This is a genomic window from Kitasatospora xanthocidica (assembly GCF_014656195.1).
GTDB lineage: Bacteria > Actinomycetota > Actinomycetes > Streptomycetales > Streptomycetaceae > Kitasatospora > Kitasatospora xanthocidica.
The window spans coordinates 26,821-46,537 of the sequence record NZ_BNBY01000048.1; the positions used below are offsets into that span (position 1 = coordinate 26,821).

The 19,717-nt window shown below is 74.2% G+C and carries 16 protein-coding genes; 11 read left to right on the plus strand and 5 right to left on the minus strand.

Translation table 11 applies throughout. The features are described from left to right. Nucleotide 1 precedes the first annotated feature (1 nt). Entirely contained in the window at nt 2-640 is a 639-nt protein-coding gene (locus IE332_RS38795; protein WP_229929269.1) for a cysteine dioxygenase, read from the minus strand. Between the two features lie 624 nt (nt 641-1,264). On the opposite strand from IE332_RS38795, the gene IE332_RS38800 reads away from it, so the two are divergent. The 3 genes from IE332_RS38800 to IE332_RS38810 all read left to right on the plus strand — a co-directional run bounded on the left by IE332_RS38800 (nt 1,265) and on the right by IE332_RS38810 (nt 7,462). After that, the gene (locus tag IE332_RS38800; RefSeq protein WP_063349134.1) at nt 1,265-1,537 is read left to right on the plus strand and encodes a WhiB family transcriptional regulator; all 273 of its coding nucleotides are present in this window, start codon (nt 1,265-1,267) and stop codon (nt 1,535-1,537) included. 306 nt (nt 1,538-1,843) lie between these two features. After that, complete coding sequence (locus tag IE332_RS42135; protein ID WP_189926202.1) at nt 1,844-5,722, plus strand: glycosyltransferase family 2 protein; 3,879 nt, start codon at nt 1,844-1,846, stop codon at nt 5,720-5,722. Nucleotides 5,723-5,728: 6 nt separating this feature from the next. After that, nucleotides 5,729-7,462 (plus strand): DUF5719 family protein, encoded by a 1,734-nt coding sequence (locus tag IE332_RS38810; RefSeq protein ID WP_229929270.1) that lies wholly within the window; start codon nt 5,729-5,731, stop codon nt 7,460-7,462. Nucleotides 7,463-7,521: 59 nt separating this feature from the next. Here the strand turns inward: IE332_RS38810 and IE332_RS38815 are convergent, their stop codons facing one another. Beyond that, entirely contained in the window at nt 7,522-7,974 is a 453-nt protein-coding gene (locus IE332_RS38815) for a metallopeptidase family protein (protein WP_189926204.1), read from the minus strand. A gap of 164 nt (nt 7,975-8,138) precedes the next feature. On the opposite strand from IE332_RS38815, the gene IE332_RS38820 reads away from it, so the two are divergent. The 6 genes from IE332_RS38820 (at nt 8,139) to ahcY (ending at nt 14,573) form a co-directional block, all read left to right on the plus strand. Beyond that, nucleotides 8,139-8,504 (plus strand): DUF3499 domain-containing protein, encoded by a 366-nt coding sequence (locus tag IE332_RS38820; protein WP_229929271.1) that lies wholly within the window; start codon nt 8,139-8,141, stop codon nt 8,502-8,504. 128 nt (nt 8,505-8,632) lie between these two features. Further along, nucleotides 8,633-10,018 (plus strand): phosphomannomutase/phosphoglucomutase, encoded by a 1,386-nt coding sequence (locus IE332_RS38825; protein ID WP_189926206.1) that lies wholly within the window; start codon nt 8,633-8,635, stop codon nt 10,016-10,018. A gap of 153 nt (nt 10,019-10,171) precedes the next feature. Next, nucleotides 10,172-10,354: a Trm112 family protein gene (locus IE332_RS38830; RefSeq protein WP_189926208.1), complete on the plus strand. Its 183-nt coding sequence runs from the start codon at nt 10,172-10,174 to the stop codon at nt 10,352-10,354. Nucleotides 10,355-10,465: 111 nt separating this feature from the next. Continuing rightward, on the plus strand, nt 10,466-11,710 hold the full coding sequence (locus IE332_RS38835; RefSeq protein ID WP_189926210.1) for an SIS domain-containing protein: 1,245 nt from the start codon (nt 10,466-10,468) through the stop codon (nt 11,708-11,710). An 80-nt stretch (nt 11,711-11,790) separates the two neighbouring features. Then, nucleotides 11,791-12,768, plus strand: coding sequence for a cation diffusion facilitator family transporter (locus IE332_RS38840; RefSeq protein ID WP_189926212.1), 978 nt, complete (start codon nt 11,791-11,793; stop codon nt 12,766-12,768). Between the two features lie 356 nt (nt 12,769-13,124). After that, on the plus strand, nt 13,125-14,573 hold the full coding sequence (ahcY, locus tag IE332_RS38845; protein WP_189926214.1) for an adenosylhomocysteinase: 1,449 nt from the start codon (nt 13,125-13,127) through the stop codon (nt 14,571-14,573). 79 nt (nt 14,574-14,652) lie between these two features. Here ahcY and IE332_RS38850 read toward each other — a convergent pair whose 3' ends face one another. Both IE332_RS38850 and IE332_RS38855 read right to left on the minus strand, forming a co-directional pair. Then, the gene (locus tag IE332_RS38850; RefSeq protein ID WP_189926216.1) at nt 14,653-15,744 is read right to left on the minus strand and encodes a hypothetical protein; all 1,092 of its coding nucleotides are present in this window, start codon (nt 15,742-15,744) and stop codon (nt 14,653-14,655) included. Beyond that, on the minus strand, nt 15,741-16,253 hold the full coding sequence (locus tag IE332_RS38855; RefSeq protein WP_189926218.1) for a SigE family RNA polymerase sigma factor: 513 nt from the start codon (nt 16,251-16,253) through the stop codon (nt 15,741-15,743). The genes IE332_RS38850 and IE332_RS38855 overlap by 4 nt, the downstream gene beginning before the upstream one ends. Nucleotides 16,254-16,362: 109 nt before the next feature. On the opposite strand from IE332_RS38855, the gene IE332_RS38860 reads away from it, so the two are divergent. Then, the gene (locus IE332_RS38860; RefSeq protein WP_189926220.1) at nt 16,363-16,998 is read left to right on the plus strand and encodes a hypothetical protein; all 636 of its coding nucleotides are present in this window, start codon (nt 16,363-16,365) and stop codon (nt 16,996-16,998) included. A 23-nt stretch (nt 16,999-17,021) separates the two neighbouring features. On the opposite strand, the gene IE332_RS38865 is transcribed toward IE332_RS38860, so the two are convergent. Then, nucleotides 17,022-18,077: an RDD family protein gene (locus tag IE332_RS38865; RefSeq protein ID WP_189926222.1), complete on the minus strand. Its 1,056-nt coding sequence runs from the start codon at nt 18,075-18,077 to the stop codon at nt 17,022-17,024. Nucleotides 18,078-18,373: 296 nt separating this feature from the next. Here IE332_RS38865 and IE332_RS38870 point away from each other — a divergent pair, with 296 nt between their 5' ends. Then, nucleotides 18,374-19,378: a stage II sporulation protein M gene (locus IE332_RS38870; RefSeq protein ID WP_189926224.1), complete on the plus strand. Its 1,005-nt coding sequence runs from the start codon at nt 18,374-18,376 to the stop codon at nt 19,376-19,378. The last annotated feature ends 339 nt before the right edge of the window (nt 19,379-19,717 follow it).

The window sequence follows — 19,717 nt, forward strand, 5'->3', positions numbered from 1 at the left end:
CTCAGTGGCTCTCGGACGGCGCCCGCAGCGGCTCCGGGTGCTGCTCGGGGACGGCGTGGGTGCCGTACTGGTTCATCTCGGTGAGGCCCGGGGTGTAGAGGTGGATGGAGACGGCGGGTTCGAGGGCGCCGTTGACCACCTCGTGCAGGTAGCCGGAGGAGAAGACCCGGTGGCCGCCGGGCCTGAGCGTGCGGGCGCCCTCGCCGGCGTGCGTGAGGGAGCGCTCGATGAGCTCGCCCCGGACGACGGTCATCACGCCGGAGGACTCGCCGTGGTCGTGGAAGCCGCTGCTCTGGCCGGGCAGCCAGCTGAGCAGCCAGACCTCGTAGCCGGGGCCGGTCTCCAGCCGGGCGTACCAGCGGGTCAGCGCGTCGTAGCGGACCAGCGGCTCCCAGCGGGCGCGGTCGGCGGCGATCTCGCGGACCAGCCTGGCGTACTCGGCCACGGTGGTGGGGTGGGCCGGCAGGTCGGTGCGGGCGAGGTGGGGGAAGGCGAGCGGGTCGCCGGCGATGGAGACGTCGCTGAGGCCGTCCGCCCAGCGGCGTCCGTCGGCGGGGCGGCCGGTGCGGGCGGGGGAGAGGCCAAGGCGGGCGAGCTTGTTGCGGTCGCGGTTCCGCCTGCGGATGCGGATCATGCGCACGGGAGTCGTCCTCGGAGGAGTCGGCTGGATTCGTCGGGATCAGCCGGGTCCGGGATGTCCTGGGGCGGGAATCGCGGGCGGCCTCTGTGCTTCCTGGGGGCGGCGCGCGGTGGGACGCGGGCGCCTAGATACAGCAGGAACAGAGGCGACAACAAGAGTTCACGGCACGGCGAAGCGTGGAACCGCTCCGGGGGCTGGCGAACTCTGACATAGGGAAAAGGACACCGCATCCGCAGGGCCGGTGTCAAACCGATCGATGCGGCATTCGAGTGGGTTCGATCCGGATCTTGCCCTGATGGGGTGATTCATCACTGTCTATGTTTCGATGGGAAGATCGCCGGGAAGGCAGGCCGATGACCGGCCTGTGGTGGTGACCGGGCGTCACCTGGCGAATGGTTGCGGACGGTTCGGCGCTGTTCAGGACCTTGAAGCAGAAGGTCCGTTGTGTCCGAATATGTACACTATTCGTAACGGCTTGGTGCCGGGGAGTGAATCCTGGCTCCAATACCAGAGCTCGGCTTGACTGAGCCAGAGTGACGCAACTGTAATTTCACTCGTGTCGTCAGCCGCACGAGGCAACGGCAACCACGGGGACGCCAAGTAGGGGCAGAGGAGGCGCGCCACATGAGCGAGCTCTTTGAGCTGTTGATCGGGGACGGCATCGCGGAGGAGGAAGAGGAACTCGGTTGGCAGGAGCGCGCGTTGTGCGCCCAGACCGACCCGGAGTCCTTCTTCCCCGAGAAGGGCGGCTCAACCCGCGAGGCCAAGAAGGTCTGCCTCGCCTGCGAGGTCCGGTCCGAGTGCCTGGAGTACGCCCTCGCCAATGACGAGCGGTTCGGCATCTGGGGCGGCCTCTCCGAGCGCGAGCGCCGGCGGCTCAAGAAGAGCGCGGTCTGAGCGGGCGGGCCCCGGCTCCCGCTGATCCCTCGACAACGACGGACAACCGCACAGCCGTACGGGCGCCTCACCGCGGTGGTGGGGCGCTTTCGTGTTCCCGGCCCGGCCCCACCGGCTCCCGGTAGCCCCGCCCCCGTCCCCTCCCGGCCCTCTCCCGGCCCCCGCTCCCGCCGCCGCCCGGCCCCCGCCTTCACCGTCCCCGCACCGGCTCCCGGACGAACCGTCCACCGGGAGCCGTTAGTGTGGTGCGCCATCCGGTTGCCGTTCACCGGCTGTGTCCACCGAGAACTGGGGCCCGCGCACTCGATGACCGTCTACAGCCACCAGAGCGGCTTCACCGCTTCCAGGCCACCCGCCTATCCGCGCCACCTGGTCACCGCGGTGATCGTCTCGCACGACGGAGCCCGCTGGCTCCCGCAGGCGATGGCCGGCCTGCTCGGCCAGGACCGCCAGGTCCAGCGCGTCCTCGCGGTCGACACCGGCTCCACCGACAACTCCCCGCAGCTGCTCGCGGACACCCTCGCCGACTGGCTGCCGGACAGCGGCCCGCTCGTCCTCGGCCGCCGGGCCGGCTACGGCACCGCCGTCGCCGAGGCCGTCTTCAACAGCCCGCCGCTGCGCCCGGAGGACCTGCCGTACCGGCTCGACCCCTCCGGCTACGACCCGGTCACCGGCGGCTGGGACGACTTCGGCGACCCGCTCGCCCAGGAGGACGACCTCGGCCGCGGCGGCCCGCGCGAGACCGAGCCGGTCGAGTGGCTCTGGCTGCTGCACGACGACTGCGAGCCGCAGACCGACGCGCTGCGCCGCCTGCTCCAGGTCGCTGACTCCACCCCCAGCGCCGCGGTGGTCGGCCCCAAGCTGCGCAGCTGGTACGACCGCCGCCAGCTCCTGGAGGTCGGCGTGACGATCGCCCGCTCCGGGCGGCGCTGGACCGGCCTCGACCGCCGGGAGCAGGACCAGGGCCAGCACGACCAGGTCCGCCCGGTGCTCGCCGTCTCCAGCGCCGGCATGCTGGTGCGCCGGGACGTCTTCGAGGAGCTCGGCGGCTTCGACAAGGCCCTCCCGCTGATGCGGGACGACACCGACTTCTGCTGGCGGGTCAACGCCGCCGGCCACCGCGTCGTCATCGCCCCGGACGCCGTGCTGCGGCACGCCGAGGCGGCCAGCCGCGAGCGCCGCGCCATCGACTGCGGCGGCGGCCACCCGCACCGGGTGGACAAGGCGGGCGCCGTCTACACCCTGCTCGCCAACTGCCGGGGAGCGCTGTTCCCCTACGTCCTGCTGCGGCTGGTGCTCGGCACGCTGGTGCGGGCCGTCACCAACCTGCTCGGCAAGGACCCGCGGCAGGCCTTCGACGAGCTCGCCGGCCTCGGCCACGAACTCGTCCGGCTGCCGAGGCTGCTGGCCGCCCGCAAGCGGCGCGCCCGGACCAGGGCGGCGGACGCCCTGGACGACCGCACGCTCTTCCCGGCGCCCGGCGCCACCACCCGGCTCGCCGTCGAGGGCGTCATCGGCTCGCTCGGGATAGGGGGCGGCGACGACACCGGCGGCCGGCACGGCTCGGCCGAGGCCGGCGGCGACGAGGACTCCGAGGACCTGGTCGTCGAGCAGTTCGCGCTGGTCAAGAAGCTCGCCCGGCGCCCGGCGCCGGTGCTGTTCGCGGCCCTGCTGGTGTTCGCCCTGGTCGCCTGCCGCGGCCTGTTCGGCAGCGGCGCGCTGTTCGGCGGCGCGCTGCTGCCCGCCTCCGACGGCGCCGGCGGCCTCTGGTCGATGTACGCGGACGCCTGGCACCCGGTCGGCACCGGCTCCACCTCCGCCGCGCCGCCGTACCTCGGCGTGCTCGCGGTGCTCTCCTGGCTGTTCTTCGGCCACGCCGACCTCGCGCTCACCGTGCTCGTGGTGCTCACCGTCCCGCTGGCCGCGGTCAGCGCCTACCTGGTGTCCCGGCCGCTGCTGGACTCCAAGCTCGTCCGCGCCTGGGCCAGCGCCACCTACGCGCTGCTGCCCGCCGCGACCGGCGCGCTCGCCCAGGGCCGGATCGGCACCGCCGTCCTCGCCGTGCTGCTGCCGCCGCTGGCCCGCGCCGCGGCGATCGCGGCCGGCCTCGGCATCCGGGACGAGAGCGCCGCCAAGGGCGCCCGCCCGGGCTGGCGGCCGGTCTGGATGGCCGTCCTGCTGCTCACCCTGGCCACCGCCTTCGTCCCGCTGACCTGGGCGCTCGCGGTGCCGCTCTGCCTGGCGATGCTGGTCGTCGCGGTGGTCCGCGGCGGCGCGTTCGGCTCCGGCGGTACGGCGCTGCGGCTGCTCGGCCTGCGCGTCCTGGTGATCCTCGCGGTCCCGGTCGGCGTGCTGGCCCCGTGGTCGCTCAGCGTGCTGTCGCACCCGCAGTGGCTGCTGCTGGAGGCCGGGCTGCCCGGCCTGAACGGCGCCGGCGCGAGCGCGGCCGGCCTGCTGCTGGTCAACCCGGGCGGCGCCGGCGTGCCGCCGGTCTGGCTGTCGGCGGGCGTCGTGCTCGCCGCGCTCGCCGCGCTGCTGCGCGCCGACCGCCGCCGCGCGGTGCTCGCCGCCTGGGGCGCGGCCGGCGCCGGCCTGGTCTTCTCGGTCGTGGTGGCGGGCACCTCCGTCACCCCGGCCTCCGGCGGCCCGGCGGTGCCCGCCTGGGCCGGCCCGGCCACCCTGATCGCCGGGATCGCCCTGCTGGCCGCGGCCGCGATCGGCGCCGACGGCGCCAACGCCCGCGTCGCCGGGATCGCCTTCGGCTGGCGCCAGCCGGTGGCCGCCCTGGTGGTGGCCGCGGCCGTGCTGGCCCCGCTGGGCACCGGCCTGTGGTGGGCGCTGACCGGCCCCGGCAAGCCGCTGGACCGCGGCGAGGCCGGCCAGGTGCCCGCCTTCATCGCCGAGGAGGCCGGCACCACCGACCGGGCCCGCACCCTGGTCGTCACCGGGGAGAAGACCGGCGGCTCCGTCCGCTACACCGTGCTGCGCGGCGCCGGCCTGACGCTCGGCCAGGCCGAGTCCACGGTGGACCCGGCGACCGGCACCCAGGACGGCCTGAACAAGACGGTCGGCAGCCTGCTGGCCGGGTCCGGCGCCGACCAGGCCAGTGCGCTGGCCGGCTACGGCATCGCCTACGTGCTGGTCCGGCAGCCGGTGATCGACGTCTTCAAGGACGTCCTGGACACCACGCCCGGCCTGGTCAAGGCCAACCAGGACAACGGTGCCGCGCTCTGGCAGGTCAGCGGCGTCCCCGCGGTCCGCGCGGTGATCACCACCCCGGGCGGCAAGCCGGTGGTCGTCCCGTCCGGCACCCGGGACCTCGCGGCCACCGTCCCGGCCGGCCCGGACGGCCGGGTGCTGCGGCTCGCCGAGTCCGCGGCCCCGGAGTGGAAGGCCACCCTGGACGGCACCGCGCTGGAGCCCACCACGGTCGACGGCTGGGCGCAGGGCTTCAAGCTCCCGGCCGGCGGCGGCAAGCTCGCCGTCACCCGGGAGGGCGGCCTCGCCCACACCGGCTGGATCTGGGCCCAGGTGCTGCTCGGCCTGACCGTGCTGGTGCTGGCCCTGCCCGGCCGCCGCAACCACAACGACGACGACCTGCCCGAGGAGGTGGTGGCCGCCGCCGCGCTGGCCGCCGCCGCCCAGGCGCAGGCGCCCGCCCCCGGCAGCCGCCGGGCCCGCCGGATGGCGGAGCGCGGCGAGGGCGGCGAGCCCGGCACCGACGAGTCCGGGGTGTACGAGGGCAGGCCCGGCGCCGTCCCGGCGCAGCCGGCCGGCGAACCGGTGACCGGGGCGGTCCAGGCGGCCGCCGCCGTCCAGGAGGCCGAGCCGTACACCGACCCGTACCAGACGTACCAGCAGGCCGACCCGTACAGCTACGACCAGTACGCGGCCCAGCAGCCGGTGGCCGCGCCGTACGGCGGCCAGGGCGACTGGGGGGCACCCCAGCAGCAGGCCTACCCCGAGCAGGGCCACCCCCAGCAGGGCTACGACCAGGGCTACGAGCAGCAGGGCTTCGAGCAGCCGTACCAGCCGGAGCAGCAGCCCTACGGCTACGACCCGTACCAGCAGCCGGAGCACCAGCAGCCCTGGGTGCCGGGGCAGCAGCAGGCCGACCCGTACTACGACCCGAACGACCCCAACGGCACCGGCCGGTACCCGCACCAGCCCGGATCGGGGAGCTGACCCGCGATGAAGAAGCCCGCATTCAGGAAGAAGTCCGGCCCCGACGAGGCCCCTGAGCCCGTCGGGAGCTCCCGCCCGGCGGAGCCGGCCGAGGCCGCCCCGGCCGCCGGGGCGAGCCGGTTCGCCGGGAAGGCCGGCGGGACGAGGACCACCCCGTCCCTGCTCGCCGCCGCCGTGGTGCTCGCGGCGGTGTTCGGGATCGCCCAGGTGCGCCCGCCGGCCGCCCCGGCCCGGGCGGACGCGGCCGCGGCCCCGAGCACCGCGCAGGTCGAGCGGACGGCGGCGGTCTGCCCGCAGCCGCTGCAGGGCCTGACCGGCTCGACCACGCTCACCGCGTACACCCCGCCCGGGACGGGACCGGCCACCGGCGGCGCCGGTTGGCTCGCCGACGCGGCCGCGCCCGCCGTACCCGCCGCGCAGCCCTCCGGCACCCCCTCGGCGGCGGCCACCCCGACGCCCACCGCGCCCGCCACCCCGGCCGCGACCGGCTCGGGCGCCCCGGCCGCGCCGGTCCCGGACAAGAACGCCGCGCCCGCGGACGCCCGGCTGACCCTGGCCAAGCCCGGCACCCCGGCCAGCGGGCCGGCGGCCAACGGCGACACCGCGTCCGGCACCGGGGCGGTCGGCAGCGGCGCCCTCGCCCCGGGCTTCACCGTCACCCAGACCACCGTGGTCACCGAGCAGCGCGGCCTCGGCCTGTCCGGCCTCACCTGCACCCCGGCCGGGACCGGCTTCTGGTTCGCCGGGGCCAGCACGGCCGGCGACCGGGTCGACTACCTCAGCCTGGTCAACACCGAGTCCTCCGCCGCCGTCGTCGACATCAAGCTGTACGGCGACAAGGGCCTGATCGAGAACGACGCGGCCAACGGCCTCACCGTCGCCCCCGGCAGCTCCCAGTCCGTCCTGCTGTCGACCCTCAGCAAGGGCGCCGTCACCGACCTCGCCGTGCACGTGGTGGTCCGCTCCGGCCGGATCGGCGCCGCGCTGCACGCCGCCGACGGCAACAAGGGCGCCGACTGGATCCCGGCCTCGGCCGCCCCGGCCGCCACCCAGGTGCTGCCCGGCCTGCCCGCGGACACCTCGAGCGCCCGCCTGGTGGTCTGGGCTCCGCCGGAGGACGACGCCGACCTGAAGATCCAGCTGTCCGGCAAGAACGGCTGGTTCACCCCCGCCGGCAACGAGTCGATCCACGTCAAGGCGGGCATGGTGGCCGCCGTCGACCTCGGCAAGGTCACCCGTGACGAGGTCGCCGGGCTGCGGCTGTCGCCCAGCGACGACAAGCACCCCACCCCGATCGTGGCCGGGCTGCGGGTGGACCGGGCGGCGGGCAACGGCAAGAGCGACGCGGCCTGGCTCACCGGCAGCAACCCGGTCGGCGCCCGCGCCACCGTCGCCGACAACCGGGCCGGCGCCTCGACGCTCTTCCTGACCTCCGCCGGCGACGCCGCCACCGTCCGGGTCACCGCCTCGGCCGGCAGCGGCGGCGGCACCCCGGCCACCAAGGAGGTCCAGGTCCCGGCCGGCGGCACCGTCGCGCTCCCGGCGCCCGAGCCCGCCGGGCTGAACGGCGTCTTCGCGCTCACCGTGGAGACCCTCTCCGGCGGCCCGGTGGTCGCGGCCCGGATGCTCTCCATCCCGGCCAAGGACGTGCCGATGTTCACCGTCCAGGCGCTGCGCGACGACCACAGCACCGTCAAGGTCCCGCAGGCCGCCCAGGACCCGGGCGTCGTCCTGCGCTGAGCCGACGGACGGCTGACGGAGGGGGGTGGCACCCGCGGGTGCCACCCCCCTCCGTCAGCTCACTCCTCGTCGTAGCGCGGGTCGATCGCGTCCGGCGAGAGCCCCAGCAGCTCGGCGACCTGCTCGATCAGGATCTCGTGCACCAGGGCCGCGCGGTCCTCCCGGGTCTTCGCCCGGATCTCCACCGGCCGCCGGTACACCACGATCTGGCTCTTGCGGCCCTGCTTGCCCGGCGACACCCGCCCCAGCGGCACGCCGTCCTCGGCGTCGGCGCCGTCCGGATCGCGCAGCGGCACCTCCTGGACGGCGAACTCCACCTCGATCAGCTGCGGCCAACGCCGCTCCAGCCGCTCCACCGACTCGCGCACGTAGTCGTCGAACAGTTCGGAGCGGGTGAGCGAGATCGGCACCTGCGGCGGCGCCAGCGGCCCGCGCAGCCCCCTGCCGTGCCGGTCGCGGTGCCGGGGGCGGCGCGCTGGGCCTGTCGATGACTGCGGTGCGGAGCTGTCCATATCACTGCCGAGAGTAGTCCTTGGACGGTCGGAAGTGGACCACTCCGGCGGGGAATCGCCCGGGGCGGCCGATACGCGGCCCCGGCGCTCGGAGGGCGACACGGCACACCCTCCGGGCAGGCGGTCTTCGCTCCCCGGCGGGGAGTGCGGTACCGTCCACCCTCGTGAGCTCTGTACGTCGTTGTTCGCGGACCGCGTGCGGCCGGCCGGCCGTCGCAACGCTGACGTACGTCTACGCGGACTCGACGGCCGTCCTCGGCCCGCTCGCGACCTACGCCGAGCCGCACTGCTACGACCTGTGCGCCGAGCACGCCGAGCGCCTCACCGCCCCGCGCGGCTGGGAGGTCGTCCGGCTCGCCCTCTCGCCGGGGCCGCTGCGCCGCAGCAGCGACGACCTGGAGGCCCTCGCCAACGCCGTGCGCGAGGCCGCCCGCCCGCAGACCCCCCGTCAGGGCCGCGCGCCCGAGGGCGAGTCCACCGAGGGCAGCCGCCGCGGCCACCTCCGGGTGCTGCGCTCGCCCGACAACTGAGGACTCTCCCGGCACGGGACGTTCGTCCGGCCCGGGTACGCTGCCGGTCTACCGCCACCGCGCCCGTCGACCGGACGGGCGGTGGCCGTACCGTGACCGACCAGTACAGAGACCAGGGTGGAGCCGCAGTGCGCGACCTCAAGCAGCTCGTGAAGGCGTACGACGTCCGAGGCGTCGTCCCGGACCAGTGGGACGAGAGCCTGTCCCGGGCCTTCGGTGCCGCGTTCGTGCAGGTCACCGGCGCGACCGCGATCGTGGTCGGCCACGACATGCGCCCCTCCTCCCCGGCACTCAGCCTGGCCTTCGCCGAGGGCGCCGCGGCCTACGGCGCCGACGTGGTGCGGATCGGGCTCTGCTCGACCGACCAGCTCTACTACGCCAGCGGCAAGCTCGACCTGCCCGGCGCGATGTTCACCGCCAGCCACAACCCGGCCCAGTACAACGGCATCAAGCTGTGCCGGGCCGGCGCCGCCCCGGTCGGCCAGGACACCGGCCTGTCCGAGATCCGCGAGCTGGTCGAGTCCTGGACGGCCGAGGACGACACCGTCACGGTCCCGGCCAAGGACGTGAAGCCCGGCGCGCTCTCCGAGCAGGAGACCCTGCGCGGCTACGCCGACCACCTGCTGGGCCTGGTCGACCTCACCGAGATCCGCCCGCTCAAGGTCGCCGTGGACGCCGGCAACGGCATGGGCGGCCACACCGTGCCGACCGTCTTCGACGGCCTGCCGATCGAGCTCGTCCCGATGTACTTCGAGCTGGACGGCACCTTCCCGAACCACGAGGCCAACCCGCTCGACCCGAAGAACCTGGTCGACCTGCAGGCCAAGGTCCGCGAGGTCGGTGCCGACGTGGGCCTGGCCTTCGACGGCGACGCCGATCGCTGCTTCGTCGTCGACGAGCGCGGCGAGCCGGTCTCCCCGTCCGCGATCACCGCCCTGGTCGCCGCCCGCGAGATCGCCCGCGCCCAGGCCGCCGGCGAGGCCGAGCCGACCGTCATCCACAACCTGATCACCTCCTGGACCGTCCCCGAGGTGGTCCGCGAGCTGGGCGCCAAGCCGGTCCGCACCCGGGTCGGCCACTCCTTCATCAAGCAGGAGATGGCCGTCACCGACGCCGTCTTCGGCGGCGAGCACTCCGCGCACTACTACTTCCGCGACTTCTGGCGCGCCGACACCGGCATGCTGGCCGCCCTGCACGTGCTGGCCGCGCTCGGCGGGCAGCCGGGCACGCTGTCCGCGCTCACCGCCGAGTACGACCGCTACGCCGCCTCCGGCGAGATCAACAGCACCGTCGCCGACCAGGCCGCCAGCACCGCCGCCGTCCGCGCCGCCTACGCCGGCCTGGAGGGCACCAGCGTCGACGAGCTGGACGGCCTCACCGTGGCCGGCCCGGACTGGTGGTTCAACCTGCGCGCCTCCAACACCGAGCCGCTGCTGCGCCTGAACGTCGAGGCCAAGGACCCGGCGAAGATGGCCGAGCTGCGTGACGGCGTGCTCGCCGTCGTCCGCGGCTGAGCCGACGGAGCCTGAGCGGACGCACGTGAGCGGACGCGCCTGAGCGGACGCCGTCGAGCGGACGCGCCTGACCTCAGCGGGCGGTGCCCCGGCCGGTAGGGTTGCCTATCGGCCGGGGCACCTCCGTGCCGTCACCGATCTTTGGAGAGCCCCATGAAGCTCGAATCCTTCCTCCTGGAGATCCTGGTCTGCCCGCAGTGCCGGGCCGGCCTCGTCGAGGGCGGCACCGAGGAGCAGCCCGAGCTGGTCTGCACCGGCGCCGAGTGCGGCCTCATCTACCCGGTTCGCGACGGCATTCCGGTCCTCCTGGTGGACGAGGCCCGCCGCCCGGCCTGATCCTGGGGGCGAAGCCCGCACCGCCGAGCCCCACCCCGCTGAGTCCCGTCCCGCGAAGCCCCACCCCGCCAGCCCGCCAGCCGTCCAGGAGCGCAGCCGGAGGCCCGCCGCATGCTCGACGACACCCTGCTCGACGATCCGGCCGCCCTCCAGCGCGCCGACCAGGACCGCGCCCTGCTGGCGCTGGCCGGCGCCGGCGCCCGGGTCCGCACCGCGCTGCGGCAGGCCGACGCGGCCGGCCTCGACCGGCTGCGCCCCGACGGCCGCCCGCGCGCCGTCCTGGTCGCCGGGCACGGCAGCGCGCTGACCGCGGCCGAGATGCTGGCCGCGCTGGCCGGCACCGCCAGCCTGGTCGTCCCGCTGCCGCCGACCGAGGCGGCCGCCCCGCGCGCCGACCGGGCCGGTGCCCCGCCCGCGTTCACCGCCGGGCTCGGCTGGCAGCTGCCCGGCTGGGCCGGACCGCTCGACCTGCTGGCGATCAGCTCCGCCGACGGCGGCGAGCAGGGCCTGGTCGCGCTCGCCGAGCAGGCCTACGCGCGCGGCTGCGCGATCGTCGTCACCGCCCCCGAGGGCAGCCCGCTGGCAGCGGCGGCCCTGCAGGTGCGCGCGCTGCCGCTGCCGTACGTGACCTCGGTGCTGCCCGAGGACGGCCCGCCCGCCGCGGCCGCCGAGCCGGACCTGCCGGCCGAGGACCCGGCGGCGCTCTGGTCCCACCTCACCCCGCTGCTGGCGCTCGCCCAGAAGATCGGCCTGACCCAGCTGCCGTACGACGCGCTGCCCGGTGTCGCCGACCTGCTGGACGCCACCGCCGTGCGCTGCCGCCCCGACGCCGCCGCGTACACCAACCCGGCGAAGAGCCTGGCCGCCCGGCTGGCCGGGACGGTCCCGCTGCTGTGGGCCGAGGGCCCGGTCGCCGGGGCCGCCGCCGCCCGCTTCGCCGCCCAGCTGGCCGACCGGGCCGGACGGCCCGCGCTGGCCGGCGCGCTGCCGCAGGTGCTCACCGCCCACCGCGGCATGTTCACCGGGCAGTTGGGCGCGGGCGCGGACCCGGACGACTTCTTCCGCGACCGGGTCGAGGAGCCCGACCCGCTGCACCTGCAGGTCCTGCTGCTGAGGCAGGCCCCCGGCCCGGCCGGAGCGACGGAGGAGCAGGACGGCCCGGCCGAGGTGCCGGAGGAGGACGCCGGCCCGCGCAGCTTCGGCGTCGCCCGGGCGCACCGGCTGGCCGCCGCGCACGACGTCCGGCTCACCGAGTACGCGAGCACCCGGCCGGAGGCGCTGCACGCGCTGGCCGACCTGGTCGCGCTGACCGACTTCGCCGCCGTCTACCTGGGCCTCGCCGCCGCGCAGTCCTGAGACCTTCGGACGGACCCGGCCGCCCGGCCGGTACGGTAGGCGCTCGACGACGCTGACCCGACCCGTGAGGACTTGTAGGCATGAGCACCGAAGGCGGCACCAAGGCACTGGTGGCGGCGCTGTCCGCGAATCTGGCGATCGCGGCGGCCAAGTTCACCGCCTTCGGCTTCACCGGCTCCTCCTCGATGCTGGCCGAGGGCGTGCACTCGGTGGCCGACTCCGGCAACCAGGTGCTGCTGCTGGTCGGCGGCAAGCGGGCCCGCCGGGCGGCGGACGAGGAGCACCCGTTCGGGTACGGCCGCGAGCGCTACGTGTACGGCTTCCTGGTGGCCATCGTGCTGTTCAGCGTCGGTGGCCTGTTCGCGATCTACGAGGGCTGGCACAAGGTCAACCACCCGGAGGCGCTGGACTCCTGGGGCTGGGCGGTCGGCGTGCTGGTCTTCGCGATCGCGATGGAGGGCTGGTCCTTCCTCACCGCGGTGCGCGAGTCGGCGAAGGTCAAGGGCGGCCAGAGCTGGACGCAGTTCATCCGTACCGCCAAGGCCCCGGAGCTGCCGGTCGTCCTGCTGGAGGACACCGGCGCGCTGGTCGGCCTGGTGCTCGCGCTGTTCGGCGTCGGGCTCACCGTGATCACCGGTGACGGCGTGTGGGACGGCATCGGCACCCTGAGCATCGGCGTCCTGCTGGTGGTGATCGCCGTGGTGCTCGCCCTGGAGACCAAGTCGCTGCTGCTCGGCGAGTCCGCAAACAAGGAGTCGGTGCGGCGGATCCGCGAGGCGCTGGTCGACGGCCGGTCCGTCACCGGGGTGATCCACATGCGGACCATGCACCTCGGCCCCGAGGAACTGCTGGTGGCCGCCAAGATCGCCGTCAACGCGGAGGACAGCGCCGCCCGGGTGGCGGAGGCCATCGACGCCGCCGAGGAGCGGGTCCGGGCCGTGGTCCCGATCGCCCGGTCGATCTACCTGGAGCCCGACGTCTACAGCGCCGAGAAGGCCGCGGCGGGCGAGGACCCGGCCGCCACGCCCGGCGGCCCGGGCCCCGACGCCGCGCACTGACGGTCCGGGCGCCGGGTCGGAGCGCCCCGGAGGCGAGCGGGCGAGTGACACCGCTTGAGGACCGGTCGGGCCGGGGACCGAAATCGGTCATCGCCGGACGGCCGGCGGGGCCATCGGTGTAGATTCGTCACCAGAGCCAGAACGTCGCTGCTGATGGCGGTCGATCGGCGGTCCGCACCCGTAGGGTGTGCGCCGGTCGAGGGAGAGAGGTCCTCCGACGGTTTGTGCTGCGCAAGGGAGCCGGTCCGCCACCGCGGGGATCCGGTGGCCCCGGTGCGGCCGTGCACCCGTACGGCCGGCCGCGCGCGACACACGACCGGACCTTTGGCCCCACCCCATCAGCGAGGAGCAGACGCATGTCGACCGACATCACCGGTGACTTCAAGGTCGCCGACCTTTCCCTGGCGCCGTTCGGCCGCAAGGAGATCCAGCTGGCCGAGCACGAGATGCCCGGCCTGATGGCCATCCGCGCCGAGTACGCCGAGTCGAAGCCGCTGGCCGGCGCCCGCATCACCGGCTCGCTGCACATGACGATCCAGACCGCCGTGCTGATCGAGACCCTGACGGCGCTCGGTGCCGAGGTCCGCTGGTGCTCCTGCAACATCTTCTCGACCCAGGACCACGCGGCCGCCGCCATCGCGGTCGGCCCGGAGGGCACCCCGGAGAACCCGCAGGGCGTGCCGGTCTTCGCCTGGAAGGGCGAGACCCTGGACGAGTACTGGTGGTGCACCGAGCAGGCCCTGACCTGGCCCGAGGGCAAGACCCCGAACATGATCCTCGACGACGGCGGCGACGCCACCCTGCTGATCCACAAGGGCGTCGAGTTCGAGAAGGCCGGTGCCGCGCCGGACCCGTCCACCGCGGACAACGACGAGTTCCGGATCATCCTGGAGCTGCTCAACCGCACCCTCAAGGACACCCCGAACAAGTGGACCGAGGTCGCCGCCACCATCAAGGGCGTGACCGAGGAGACCACCACCGGTGTCCACCGCCTGTACGAGATGCACCGTGACGGCCAGCTGCTGTTCCCGGCCATCAACGTCAACGACGCCGTCACCAAGTCGAAGTTCGACAACAAGTACGGCTGCCGCCACTCGCTGATCGACGGCATCAACCGCGCCACTGACGTGCTGATCGGCGGCAAGGTCGCCGTCGTCGCCGGCTACGGCGACGTGGGCAAGGGCTGCGCCGAGTCGCTGCGCGGCCAGGGCGCCCGCGTGATCATCACCGAGATCGACCCGATCTGCGCGCTGCAGGCGGCGATGGACGGCTACCAGGTCACCACCCTGGAGGACGTCGTCTCGATCGCGGACATCTTCATCACCACCACGGGCAACAAGGACATCATCCTTGCCTCGCACATGGAGAAGATGAAGCACCAGGCGATCGTCGGCAACATCGGCCACTTCGACAACGAGATCGACATCGCGGGCCTGGCGAAGCTGCCGGGCATCGTGAAGACCGAGGTCAAGCCGCAGGTCCACGAGTGGCGCTTCGCCGACGGCCACACCATCATCATGCTGTCCGAGGGCCGCCTGCTGAACCTGGGCAACGCGACCGGCCACCCGTCCTTCGTGATGTCCAACTCCTTCGCCAACCAGACGATCGCCCAGATCGAGCTGTTCACGAAGACCGAGGAGTACCCGATCGGCGTCTACGTGCTGCCGAAGCACCTGGACGAGAAGGTCGCCCGCCTGCACCTCGACGCGCTGGGCGTGAAGCTGACCACCCTGAGCCAGGAGCAGGCCGACTACATCGGCGTCCCGGTCGAGGGCCCGTACAAGCCGGAGCAGTACCGCTACTGATGCGGCGCCGCTGAGGTACGAACGCCGGTGGCCGGCACCCCCGCGCGGGGGTGCCGGCCACCGGCATGTCCGGTCGTCCTCAGTGCATGACGTCGGTCGTCCAGGTGCCCGGGTCCGGGCCGAGGGCCTTGGTGTGGGCGAGCAGCCAAGGCAGCCCGCCGAGCTGTTCCAGCGACGGCGGCAGGTCGGCCCCGGCTCCGACGCACACCTGCACCCCGCTGTCGGCGGAGCACTGCGGCGGGTTCGGGCCGGTGTACGGCGACCCGTCCTTCCCGGTCGGTGACGCCTGCGATCCCGGGGCGGACGGCTTCACGGTGAACCAGACGGTCTTGCCCTCCGCCTCCAGCATCAGCCACATGCTCCAGGCGCTCCTGCCGGCCGAGTCCGGGCGCGCCAGCTGGACGTTGGTGGCCTTGAACGTCGCGGGCAGTCCGGTGATCCGCACCGGAAGCGGGACGTCCCATGTGCCGTACCGGACTCCGGCGGCCACCTTGTGCAGGACCTCCCGCGCGATGTCCGCCGGTCGGCCGCCGGAGCCCGAGAGCTCCGCCCAGCCGCCCGAGGGCGTCAGCCACCGCAGGGTGGGCTGGTCGTACGGCGGCGCGTCGGAGACCACCCAGTACGCCGCCCGTCCGTCGACCGGCTCGGCCTCCTCGGTGCGGACCTCGCTGCCGGGCGACCCGGTCACCGGGGGCCGGGCCCCGGCCGGGAACTGCGAGAGCCGCAGCCGCGGGGCGTTCTCGCCCCGGCCGCTCGCCTGCAACTCGACGTCCCGGAACCCGGTCTGGTACCCGACGCCGTTCTCACCGCCGACCCAGTCCGGCAGCCAGCCGAACCGGAGCCCGGGGGTCAGCGGGTCGGACCCGGCCCGGTCCGGTGCGGCGGTCGGGGACGGCGTGACCGCCGGGGGCGGGGGCGCGGTGGTGGCCGCAGCGGGCGCGGCCGGCCGCGCGGGTGCGGCGGTGCCGCTGCCCGGGAGCAGGAGGGCGCCGCCGGCCACCACCGCGGCCGTCGCGCCCGCGACGATGCCGATCATGGCTTGCCTGCGCCGGCGAAGCCGCGTCGCGCCCTCGGCCAGGGACCGACCGGCGTCGAAGCCCGGAGGCGGTGCCGGTTCGTCGGCCAGGGCCGCCAGACGGTTGGCCAGGTCGTGGGGATCGGTGGTCGTCATGACATCCTCTCGGCGACGGCGGGACGGGCGGTGAGCCTGCTGCGAAGGGTGTCCAGCGCCCGGGAACTCTGGCTCTTGACGTTGCCGGAGGAACAGCCCAGGGCCTCGGCGGCCTGCTCGATCGACAGGTCGCAGTAGTAGCGCAGCACCACCGTGGCCCGCTGACGGGGCGGCAGGGCGGCGAGGGCCCGGCGCAGGTCGAGGGAGGCGTCCAGGTCGACACCGCCGGCCACCCCGTCCGGATCCGTCCCGGAACGGACCGTGCGGCGCCACCACGCGGTGCGCTGCTCGGCCAGGAACGTGTTCACCAGCACCCGGCGGGCGTAGCCGTCCCGGTTCTCCAGCCGTGCGGCTCTCGCCCAGTTCACGTACAGCTTGGTGATCGTCTCCTGGACCAGGTCGTCGGCCCGGTGCCAGTCCCCGCACAGCAGATAGGCGACCTTCCGCAGCCAGCCGCTCCGGGAGGCCACGTACTCCGTGAACTCCTCGTCGCGCGTCTGCTTCGCCATCCGCACCCCCTCTCGTCGTGGCGGCGGCAACCGTCCGGTGCCGTCCACCCCCCTAATGCGCGCACCACCGGCGAATGTTGCATGCGAGTGCGCACGTAGGCTTTCGGGCATGCCCAATGGCCGGTACTCGCTCCACGACACGCACGACCACGTCCTGCTCGGCGAGGAGCGCTTCAGCTGCGCCCCCGGGGCGGCCGGCTGGCGGTACGTCTCCAAGACCTACGCGCCGGACGGCCGGGTGATCGGCGGTGTCGACCTCACGCTGGACTCGCGGGCCCGGCCGCTGCGGATGGAACTGCGGGCTGGGGGCTGGCAGGTGCGCGGCGGGGCGGTGGACGGGGTCGCCTGGGTCCGGACCGCCGCGGCGGACCCGGGCGGCGAGCACACGGTGGAGGGGCACGACCGGGCGCACGCCTTCACCGGCCGCTCGCCGGGCTTCCTGGTCGCCACCGCCCGGCTGCTGCGCCTGCGGGAGGGGGCGAGCGCGCGGGTGCGGCTGGTGGCGTTCACCGAGCCGGTCCTGGCGCCGCGCACCCTCGACCAGGGGTGGCTGCTGGAGGGCGTCGACACCCACGCGACGGACTCGGGGCCGCTGCTGGTCGAGCGTTACCAGGTCGCGGACCTGGAGACGGGGGAGCAGCAGGTCGTGCACCTGGCCGGGGACGTGGTGCTGTCGGCGGACGGGGTCGAGCTGGAGGAGCTGGAGTCGGCACCGAACGCCTGGCGGGTGGGGAGCGAGGAGTAGCCGGCCGCCCGGGCCCCGGGCCGTCAGGAGGGCGGGGCGAAGCCGGTGCCGGCGGCGTGCTTCTCGAAGGACGGGGCCGGCGGTGCGGCCGGAGCTGCCGGTGCTGCCGGGGCCGCTGATGCGACGGGCGCCGGTGCGACCGGGGTGGGTGCCGCCGGGGTGACGGGGGCGGCCTGGGGGAAGGGCGTGGTCGGTGCGGGCGCGGCTGGGACGCCGAGCACCCGCAGAGGCCGTCCGTCGGCCGGGGTGGGCGCCGGGCCGGCGGCCGGTCCGGGAGCGGACATCTGCGCGGGCATCCGCCCGGCCGCCCACAGCTGCTCCTGGACGCGCGTCCACTCCCGGCGCTGGCGCTCGGTGAGCACCGCACCCAGGTACGCCGCCGGGTGCAGCCCCGCGGGTATCGGCCGGCCGATCCGGGCCGACAGGTCCTCGGCCAGCCCGGCCGTCATCCGGTGCATCACCGCCGGGTCCAACTGGCCGATCCGGCCCAGCAGCTGGCGGACGGCGAGCCAGAGCGGCTCCGGAACGGCGGAGAAGTCCATCGCGACCAGGTCATGGCCCATCGTCTGCAGCAGGTGCGGGTGCACCGGCGGCAGCGGGGTGCCGGAGCCGCCCGCACCCGGGGTGCGCTCGCGGACGACCACCGTCCCGGCGAAGATGTCGCCGAGCCGCTTGCCCTCCACGCTCACCGCCGACGTGATCAAGGCCGGGGAGCCGGACAGCGCGATCAGTTCGAAGAAGCCGACCAGCCCGCGCACCAGGGAGTGCCGGAACCGCACCGGTCCGCCGTCGGTGCGCACCACCCGCAGCCCGAGCGCGGCCTTGCCGAGCGAGCGGCCGTGGGTGAGGGTCTCGACCATCACCGGAACGGCGACCAGGAAGAACACCGTCAGGCCGATCATCGTGGCTGCCAGCGCCGCGCCGTCGAGGCCGACCAGGGCGACGCTCAACAGCAGGGTGACCACCAACAGGGCGGCGAACTCCACGAGCAGATCGAGCACGATCGCCAGTGCCCGGCTCGGAAGCTTCGCCGTCTGCAGGCCGAGGACGACCGCCTCACCCGTCACCAGGTCGCTCAAGACACCTGTCCGTTCACGCTCTTGGAGCCCGTACGGCTCGTCCATGGAGATCCGGGACCGCCGGGAAGCGGCAGCGCCGGGGAGGGGATCGTCCCGGATCGGCCCCCCACGACCCGCTCTCCGCAGTCTGATCCGCAGCCGCAAACATACGGGGCCCGGTGGGCGCACGGGAAGTGAGATCCCGAGGGCCGTCCCCGGGGCCGCTGCTGGCATGCTGGGCCGCGGTTGTCCGCACCTGCCCGCCCGCCCGCCCGCGCACGCGCGTCCGCGCCCACCGCCGATCATGGAGCCGCCGAATGGACCTGGACGTCTTCGTCGCCACCCACCAGGGGGAGTGGGCCCGGCTGGACGCCCTCGCCCGCAGGCGCCGACTCAGCGGCGAGGAGGCCGACGAACTGGTCACCCTCTACCAGCGCACCACCGGCCACCTCGCCAAGGTCCAGGCCGCAGCCCCGGACCCGGCGCTGCTCAGCCGGCTCACCAGCCTGGTCTCGCGCTCCCGCAGCGCCGTCACCGGCGCCCGCACCAACGGCTGGCAGGACGTCGCCCGCTACTACACGGTGAGCTTCCCGGCCGCGCTCTACCGCGCGCGCCGCTGGTGGGGGCCGGTCGCGGTCGTCTCGCTGATCGGCACCGCCCTGATCGCGTGGTGGATGGCCACCCACCCGGAGGTCCGCAACGGCCTCCTCACCCCCGAACACCTCCAGGAGCTGACCCGCCCCGGCGGACAGTACGAGGCGTACTACTCGGACCGGCCGGCCAGCTCCTTCGCCGCACAGGTCTGGACGAACAACGCCTGGATCGCCGTGCAGTGCCTGCTGTTCGGGATCGCGCTGGGCATCCCGGTGATCTACGTGATGTGGACCAACGTGGTGAACCTCGGCCTCGGCGTCGGGCTGATGGCCTCCGCCGGACGGCTCGACGTCTTCCTCGGCCTGCTCATCCCGCACGGCCTGCTGGAACTGACCGCAGTCTTCGTGGCCGGCGGCCTCGGCCTGCGCCTCGGCTGGACCGTCATCGACCCCGGCCCGCGGACGCGCGGGGTGGCGCTGGCGGAAGAGGGGCGCTCGATCATCGGAATGTCGATGGGGCTCGCGACCGTCCTGGCGGTCTCCGGTGTCCTCGAAGCCTTCGTGACCCCGTCCGGCCTGCCGACCTGGGCCCGGATCGCCATCGGCGTGCTGGCCGAGATCGCGTTCCTGCTCTACGCCCTGGTGCTCGGCCGGAAGGCGGCGGAGGACGGCGAGTCCGGCGACGTCGACGCGGCCGACCGGGCGGACCTGCAGCCCGTCGCGGCCTGAGGCGATGTGATCGACACTCCCTCTGACCTGCTAGTCTTCTTCTCACCCCGGCCGAACCATTGACGTGGTGAGGGTGGGCTAGTAGGTTTGAACGGTTGGGACTGACTGGACAACGGTCGGGCCCGGGCGTTAGTGTCTACGACACCGCCGAAATCGAGGCGAGCGCGTTTCACGAAATGCGCGCCCTCCGACGAAGCAAATCCCGCGAACTGAGCACATCCAAAGCTTTGATAAGCTTCGTAGCGAAGTTTGCAGGAAATCCCCCCAGCGGGAATCGGATGAATGAAACTCCGGGTAAACGGAGCGGAAAACATCTGGTAAGCTGGAAACACGAAAGAA